This window comes from Salinicola sp., assembly GCF_982684285.1.
This window is the reverse complement of the sequence record NZ_CEXLVS010000187.1, coordinates 1-8,107: the sequence shown is the minus strand read 5'-3', so window position 1 is coordinate 8,107 and position 8,107 is coordinate 1. Positions and strand designations below refer to the sequence as shown.

The window sequence follows — 8,107 nt, the reverse complement described above, 5'->3', positions numbered from 1 at the left end:
ATCCTCGCTGATGTAGTCCCGCGGCATGAACTTCTCGTGGTTGGCGATCTCCGCCAGCGGGGCCGGCTCGATCTTCCATTCGTAGGGGGTGTCGGAGACACGCTTGATGGCGGGCATCATCGAATTCTGGCCTGCCAAGGCAAGCTCGACGGCGGCTTCGCCTACGGCGTAGGCCTGGTCGACATCGGTCTTGGAGGCGATGTGACGAGCGGCCCGCTGCAGATAGTCGGCCACCGCCCAGTGGTACTTGTGGCCGAGATCTTCCTTGACCATCGAGGCCAGGGTGGGGGCGACTCCACCCAGCTGCTTGTGACCGAAGGCGTCGGTACTGCCCGAATCGGTGAGAAAAGTTCCGTCGGCGTACTGGGCGCCTTCGGAGACCACGAGCACGCAGAACCCGTGACGCTTGACCGCCTCGTCGATACGCGCCATCACCTTCGCCCGGTCGAACGCGATCTCCGGGAAGATGATCAGATGCGGTGCCTGTTCCGGGGATTCTCCTGACAGGGCGCCGGCGGCGGCGATCCAGCCGGCATGCCGACCCATCACTTCGAGAATGAAGACCTTGGTGGAGGTCGAGCACATCGACTCGATGTCGAGCGCCGCTTCGCGCGTCGAGGTGGCGACGTACTTGGCGACACTGCCGAAGCCGGGGGAGTTGTCGGTGATGGGAAGGTCGTTGTCGACGGTCTTGGGAACGTGGATGGCCGTCAGCGGGTAGCCCATCGTCTCCGACAGCTGGGAGACCTTGAGGCAGGTATCGGCGCTGTCGCCACCGCCGTTGTAGAAGAAGTAGCGGATGTCGTGGGCCCTGAATACCTCGATCAGGCGCTCGTACTCGGCGCGGTGCGTCTCGATGGACTTGAGCTTGTAGCGACAGGAGCCGAATGCGCCGCCGGGTGTGTGGCGCAGTGCCGAGATCGCCTCTTCGCTCTCCTGGTTGGTATCGATCAGGTCTTCCAGCAGTGCGCCGATGATGCCGTTGTGTCCCGCGTAGAGATGGCCGATGCGATCCGAGTGGCGGCGGCAGGTTTCGATCACGCCACAGGCGCTGGCGTTGATGACGGCGGTGACGCCACCGGACTGGGCGTAGAACGCATTATGCTTGGCCATATCGGCTCTCATCTCCTGAGGTTCGGTTGTGCTGGTCTCACGTCGTCGGCCCGGCGTGCTCTGACGCACATCCGTGCGGACTTCGATGACGATCTCGCGCTGGCAATGATCGACCCTGAATCATCACGAGAGGATGAAACTGGCTGGCCAATCGTGTGACATCTCCCTGTCGGGGGCCGGGCACGAATGCGGGCCCAGCATAGCCGAAAGGCGAATGCCTGTTAATACGAGGCGGTAGTGAGGGGGGCGACCAATTTTCTGCGCCTGAGGGATGAGCCGGGTACCAGCGCGACCGGTTTCCTCGAGCCGGCTTGCTGATCCGACGAGACTGGCTTCACGGCGGCCACGGTGCCCGGGGGAGCGTGGGAGGGGCCAGTGGCCCGCTCCGGGAGGCCATGCTAGGCTCGCCGGCTAATGTGAGGGGGAGTTCGAATGCACGTTCATGTAATAGGGATCTGCGGGACTTTCATGGGGAGTCTGGCACGCCTGGCCAAGATGCAGGGGCATCACGTGACAGGGTCGGATGCCAATGTCTATCCGCCGATGAGCCTGCAGCTGCGGGAAATGGGCGTCGAACTGACGGCGGGCTATCGCCCCGGCAATTTGCAGCCGTCTCCCGACCTGGTCATCGTCGGCAATGCGCTCTCCCGGGGCAACCCGGAGATCGAGGCATTGCTGAATGCCAAGCTCCCCTATGTTTCCGGGCCGCAGTGGCTGGCCGAGCAGGTGTTGCCGGGGCGGCGGGTGGTGGCGGTGGCCGGGACCCACGGCAAGACCACCACCGCCAGCCTGCTGGCGTGGATACTGGAGTGCGCGGGCCTCGAACCGGGATTCCTGATCGGGGGAGTGCTCCGCAATTTCGGCCTCTCCGCCCGGCTCGGCGGGGGCGGTGCGCCTTTCGTCGTCGAGGCGGACGAGTACGATACGGCGTTTTTCGACAAGCGTTCGAAATTCGTCCACTACAGGCCGGACATCGCCGTTCTCAACAATCTCGAGTTCGATCACGCCGATATCTTTCCCGATCTGGCGGCCATCGAGCGACAGTTTCACCACTTCGTGCGCACCGTGCCGGGTAATGGCTCGCTGCTGGTCGCGGATGACGAACCAGCGCTGGAGCGGGTGCTGGATCAGGGCTGCTGGACGCCGGTGCAACGCTTCGGGCAACTGGCCGGGAGCGAGTGGCGACTGCTGCTCGATCCGGACGACAGCCGCGCCTTCACCGTGGTCTCGGGGGGCGAGAGTCATTTCGTCCGCTGGGGGATGAGTGGCCGACACAACGCGGCCAATGCCGTCGCCGCCCTGGCCGCGGCCAGCCGCTTGGGCGTCTCCCTGGTCGAGGGTTGCCGGGCGCTGGCGACATTCGCCGCGCCCCGGCGGCGCCAGGAGGTCCGTGGCGAGGTGGGCGGAATACAGGTCCTCGACGATTTCGCCCATCATCCCACGGCCATCGCGCTGACGCTCGAGGGGCTGGACCACGACCGGCATGGGGGGCGGCTGCTGGCGGTGATCGAGCCCCGTTCCAATACCATGCGTCAGGGCAGTATGAGAGCACGCCTGGCCGACAGCGTAGCGCTGGCCGACAGCGTCTGGTGGTATCAGCCCCCCGGGCTCGACTGGTCGCTGGCCGAAGTGGTTGCCGGGCATGCGGCCAGTCGTGTCGAGACCGATCTCGACGCGCTCGTCGAGCACGTCGTCGAACAGGCGCTACCCGGCGACCGGATCGTGGTCATGTCCAATGGCGGCTTCGGCGGTATCCACGACAAGCTACTGCAGACACTGGAGGTGCGGCATGGCAGTTCGCGATGATGCGACTTCTAGCCAATACGGGGCGCCGATCGCGGTGGCGCTCACTGGCGCTTCCGGCGTGCAGTATGGGCTACGCCTGATCGAATGCCTGATCGGCGCCGGGCACGAGGTCTACGTATTGGTCTCCAAGGCGGCCCATCGTGTGATCGCCGTCGAGACCGAGATCGATCTGCCGGCCCAGCCGGATCGACTGGCACGGGATCTGACGGCGCGGTTCGACGCCGGCGAGGGGCAGGTCCGCTGCTTCGGACGGGAAGACTGGATGGCGCCTGTGGCATCCGGATCCGGTAACTGGCAGGCGCTGGTGATCTGTCCGTGTTCGACCGGCACTCTATCCGCGGTGGCCTGCGGTGCCAGCAACAACCTGATCGAGCGCGCCGCCGACGTCGCGCTGAAGGAGCGGCGAAAACTGATCCTGGTTCCCAGGGAGACGCCGCTCTCGGCCGTCCACCTGGAGAACATGCTGAAGTTGACCAACATGGGCGGCGTGATACTACCGGCCGCTCCCGGTTTCTATCATCGCCCCGACAGCGTCCAGGCGATGATCGACTTCGTGGTGGCGCGCATTCTCAACCAGCTGGATGTCGCCCAGACGCTGATGCCGCGCTGGGGCGATTGAGCGGCAGACTCCTAGACGGGGGCAAAGAGGACGACTCGCAGGATTTCCAGTATCAGCGAGGCTGCACAGAGCCAGGCCCAGGGCGGCATGCCGCGCTCGGGCCGCTGGAAATGCTGATAACTGATGCGTGTCAGGGCGCAGACGATCAGCCCCAGCAGGGCGCCGCCAATCAAGTCACTGGCCCAGTGGACGCCGATCACGAGCCTGGACAGGGCCATGGGAGCGCACGCGACGATGCCCAGCCAGTAGGCGTACCCACGATAGCGCTGCGGCATCACCTGGGCCGCAAAGGCGGCGGTCAGCCCGACCACGACGACGATCGTCGAGGTATGGGCGCTGGGATAGGACATCGACCCCGTCAGGTAATCCGGCGTGTCCGGGCGGGCTCGGCCCGCCAGGGATTTGAAGACCGTATTGCTGACGGCGACGAGAATCAGGGCGCCGGCGATATGCAGCAGCGCGGCGAAGCGCTTTGCCCACAGTAGCCACAGGAGCCAGGGCGCCATCAGGACGCCGATGCCCAGCGCGTCGCCCACCTTGGCGAGAACCTCGCTGGTGCCGATGAGCCAGTTGCGCTGCAGCATGCCGGCGAGGGAGTGGATCTGCTGGTCCATGGGCAGCGGGCCATCGTGCATCAGGACCCACGCCGTCCAGGCGATCAGGGCGATCAGGCTGGTCACCAGCAGCGACAGCGACGCCAGCGGGAATTCGCTGGCCGGGGGTGGCGAGCACAGCGCGTGCCAGCCTCTGGCCAGTCGGCGGTTGCCCGCCATGCGCCTCTCCAGCCAAGCGTGCAAACGACCCTCGGCACTGAGCTGATAGCGAATCCACGAAAACAGCAGTGCCAGTACCAGCAGCGAGACGGACAGTGCCAGCAGCCATCGCTCGGCGCCGGGAGGCAGTTGCATCAACTCCTCCCAGGAGCGGCCGAGCAGGTAGCCGGGTAGCAGGTAAGCCGGCGCCCACGCTATCGCGGAGACGAAATTGACGAGGGTGAAACGCTTCGTCGGCATCGATAGCATGCCTGCGATCATGGGAATGAACGGGCGAACGGGGCCGAAAAAGCGGCCGACCACAACGGACAGGATGCCGTAGCGTCGGAAGAACTCGTGGCCTTGCTCCAGCCACTGGGGATGGCGTGACAGCGGCCACCAGTGCGGAATGCGGGCGCGCTGCGTGCGGCCCAGCCAGAAGCTGAGATTGTCTCCGGCGAAGGCGCCCAGGATGCCGGCGATCAGTATCGTCCAGAGGGGAACGTCGTCGTGACCGGCGATGGAGGCTGCCGCACCCAGCAGCACGACGCCGGGGACGACGATACCGACGACGGCGAGTGACTCGATCAGGGCCACCACGAATATGATGACCAGCAGCAGCTCGGGAGGGGGAGCGAGAGAGTAGAGCCAGTGGGTAAGATTCAAGCGTGCGGTTCCAGCAGTTTGTTGGCGGCGGTTTCCAGGCGTAGCGAAAAGCGTTCGACGTTCTCTTGAGGGCGCAGTGTGCACACCCGACTGAAGCTTTCCAGAGATCCGATCTCCGGGTGTGCGACAGATGTCACGGCACTCGAGAGCCGCTTGGCCGCTGCCACGGCACCGGGTTCCCCGGCGTTGGGTAGAATGAGCCAGAAGACATTGGCATGGTGCTCGCCGAGCAGGTCGCTCTGGCGGCTGTTGTCGGAAATCACCTCGCTGAAGCTCGCCGACAGGATTTCGCGCATGTGGCCGCCGAACTGATCTCCGGCCTGGTCCAGCTGCGGAATGTACAGTACCAGCACGCTCAGCGGTCGGTCGAGCGCGGACGCTCTGGCCACTTCCATTTCCAGGTTTCGGGTGATGAATTCACCGGCAGGCCGCCTGTCGTCCCGCCACGGTCTCAGCATGAAACGCAGCGCGCGGGACGAGCCCCCCAACGACAGGGCCAGGGTGGCCGCGGTGAGAGAGAGCCACCAGCCAAGTACCAGGTTCATGGCCGTCATGTGCTCCTCGCCGAGCGACGCCAGCAGCACGGGGACGAGAATCACGGTCAGCAGCAGTGCCGGCAGGGCGGACAGCAGCAGGTAGCTGAGCGTGATCGCCAGCCCCAGCCACAACAGGGGATTGTCGCTGCTGGGGGCCTCCAGGATACAAAGAACCAGTCCGCCGATCAGCAATATGTGGTCGGTGATGGCGGGGCGCAGGCGGCCCAGGTATTGCAGCGGTATGGAGACGAGCAGCGCGATGGCCATCAGGGTGGGCGGCAGTATCAGATCGTAGTGACGCATCAGGTGTTCCCACAGGGCAAGACCCAGCAGGAGTGCCAGCGTGAGAAGTTGCGCGATCAACTTGTATCGACTCAATGCCAAGGCTGCACCTCCGGAACCGGGGAGGATCGTTTGCCGTGACGATTCGCGAAGCGATCGCGGATCTCCGTCAGGGGGGTCGAGGAGACCTCCTTGTGCGGGGCAATGGCGTGGCGTAGCTGCTGTCGTCGCAGTCTGGCCGTCTCGGCGCTGGTGGCCACCACGATCACCGCAATGCCGTAATCGTTGAGGCGATAGGCGCGTTCGTAAGGCATCAGCGCTTCCTGAAGACGGCGGCAGAGTGCTGCCATGTCCGTTGTCGTAGAGCGAGCGCAGCCGAAAACCGTCACCTCGGCATGCAACGACTCGCGCTCGGCCCGTTTCAACTCTCGCTGAATGCCGCCATCCAGTTGGGCGGCCGGGAGAAACCAGTTCGACTGGCCGTCCGACGGTGCCGTCGCGGATACCTTCTGTCGATCCAGGCACAGAAGCCAGACGATGGCCAGCGATACGCTGGCGACGACGGCAGTGGGCGGGGGCAGGGTCCAGCCGACGTAGACGACGCTCAGGACATAAACCAGCACGCTGGCGGCTACCCCGGCCCTGCCCGGCGATCCCAGCAGGCACAACGGCAGTGCCCACAACCAGATATGGCTGCTGGCGTGATGGGTGGCAAGCAGCGCGACGCTCAGCAGGACGATCGTGATGGGGAGCCAGCGAGAGAGGCGCAAGGGGTAAACCGCCGAGAGGGCAAACGCGATGCACCCGGCCCAGGCGACCACGCGTGTGGCGTCCTGTGCCAGCCAGCCCGCCAGCAGGGCGAGCAGCGAGAGAAGCGATAGTAGGATTCGGGAGCCGAGGCTTTTGTACTTGCTTTGCATGGTGGCTTATATTGGACCGATTGCGAATGGCTTGCGCGACTCGTCTCTCACTATCATGTGTGCCGGGAATGATCGTGCGGCGCCTATGACAAAAGAACAAGGCCTCATCGTACCTGCGGCGTCAAGCTTCCCGGCCAGTCGAGACGTTCCCGATTCGATGCCGAAGGTCGTTCGTCGCGGACTACCACTGACAAGAGATAGTACACCATGCAGCAGACTGCGACCCCACGGGTCGAGGATATCGCCGAATACATGCGGGCGTTGGGGCAGCAGGCACGCGTTGCGAGTGCCGAACTGAGGCGTGTCGACAGCGGCCGGAAGAACGCGGCGCTCGAGGCCATCGCGGCGCGCCTGGATGACGCCAGACCGGCGCTGGCGTCGGCCAATCGGGACGATCTGGCCCGCGCCCGCGAAAACGGCCTGAGCGATGCGCTGCTGGATCGCCTGGCACTGACTCCCGCCCGGATCGATGCGATGATCCTCGGCGTTCGCCAGGTCGCCGCGCTTGCCGATCCCGTCGGTCAGATCGACGGCCTGAGCTATCGGCCGAGCGGCATTCAGGTCGGACAGATGCGCGTGCCCCTGGGCGTGATCGGCATCATCTACGAGTCCCGCCCCAATGTCACCGTGGAGGCGGCAAGTCTGTGTCTGAAGTCCGGCAACGCCTGCATTCTTCGCGGCGGGTCCGAGGCCGCCTCCAGCAACGCCGTGATCGCCGAATGCGTAGGCCAGGGCCTGGCGGATGCCGGCCTGCCCGCCACCGCCGTGCAGATCGTCGCGACCACGGATCGCGCGGCGGTGGGCGAACTGATCACGATGCCGCGATTCGTGGATGTCATCGTGCCGCGCGGCGGCAAGTCGTTGATCGCGCGCATCGCCAGCGAGGCGACGGTGCCGGTCATCAAGCATCTCGACGGGGTCTGCCATGTCTATATCGATGCTGCCGCGAATCTGGACAAGGCGGTGGCGATCGCGGACAACGCCAAGACCCAGCGCTATTCGCCCTGCAACACCATGGAGACGCTGCTCGTCCATGCCGATATCGCGGCAGAGGCGTTGCCGCGGGTGGCGGCCATCTATCGCGACAAGGGCGTCGAGATGCGGGTATGCGCGCGCACGCGTGAGTGGATAGGCGATGCCGTGGCGGCAACGGCCGAGGACTGGTCGACGGAGTATCTGGCACCGATCGTCTCCATCCGGGTCGTGGATGATTTCGACCAGGCCGTCGATCACATCAATACCTATGGGTCGCAGCATACCGATGCCATCGTGACGGAGAACCTGACGCTCGCCCGGCGGTTCCTTGGCGAGGTGGACTCCAGTTCGGTGATGGTCAATGCCTCGACGCGCTTCGCCGACGGTTTCGAATACGGGCTCGGGGCGGAGATCGGCATCTCCACCAACAAGCTGCAT

General features: G+C 65.0%; 7 protein-coding genes. 3 read left to right on the top strand and 4 right to left on the bottom strand.

From position 1 onward, the window contains the following. Positions 1-1,113: 6-phosphofructokinase (locus AC3AYF_RS15165; protein WP_487779938.1), on the bottom strand; the 1,113-nt coding region annotated here is incomplete at its 3' end. Positions 1,114-1,545: 432 nt separating this feature from the next. On the opposite strand from AC3AYF_RS15165, the gene mpl reads away from it, so the two are divergent. Next, positions 1,546-2,919, top strand: a complete 1,374-nt coding sequence (gene mpl, locus AC3AYF_RS15160; protein WP_487779937.1) for a UDP-N-acetylmuramate:L-alanyl-gamma-D-glutamyl-meso-diaminopimelate ligase — start codon at positions 1,546-1,548, stop codon at positions 2,917-2,919. Further along, positions 2,903-3,538: a flavin prenyltransferase UbiX gene (locus AC3AYF_RS15155; RefSeq protein ID WP_295040575.1), complete on the top strand. Its 636-nt coding sequence runs from the start codon at positions 2,903-2,905 to the stop codon at positions 3,536-3,538. The genes mpl and AC3AYF_RS15155 overlap by 17 nt, the downstream gene beginning before the upstream one ends. Positions 3,539-3,549: 11 nt before the next feature. Here the strand turns inward: AC3AYF_RS15155 and AC3AYF_RS15150 are convergent, their stop codons facing one another. From AC3AYF_RS15150 to AC3AYF_RS15140, 3 genes are read right to left on the bottom strand one after another with little or no spacing between them, the layout of a single operon-like run. Beyond that, positions 3,550-4,956, bottom strand: a complete 1,407-nt coding sequence (locus AC3AYF_RS15150) for a bifunctional DedA family/phosphatase PAP2 family protein (RefSeq protein WP_295040577.1) — start codon at positions 4,954-4,956, stop codon at positions 3,550-3,552. After that, entirely contained in the window at positions 4,953-5,876 is a 924-nt protein-coding gene (locus AC3AYF_RS15145) for a diguanylate cyclase domain-containing protein (RefSeq protein WP_295040579.1), read from the bottom strand. The genes AC3AYF_RS15150 and AC3AYF_RS15145 overlap by 4 nt, the downstream gene beginning before the upstream one ends. Continuing rightward, on the bottom strand, positions 5,867-6,694 hold the full coding sequence (locus tag AC3AYF_RS15140) for a hypothetical protein (RefSeq protein ID WP_295040581.1): 828 nt from the start codon (positions 6,692-6,694) through the stop codon (positions 5,867-5,869). The genes AC3AYF_RS15145 and AC3AYF_RS15140 overlap by 10 nt, the downstream gene beginning before the upstream one ends. Positions 6,695-6,901: 207 nt before the next feature. On the opposite strand from AC3AYF_RS15140, the gene AC3AYF_RS15135 reads away from it, so the two are divergent. Next, the coding region (locus AC3AYF_RS15135) for a glutamate-5-semialdehyde dehydrogenase (RefSeq protein WP_487779936.1) at positions 6,902-8,107 on the top strand (1,206 nt) is incomplete at its 3' end.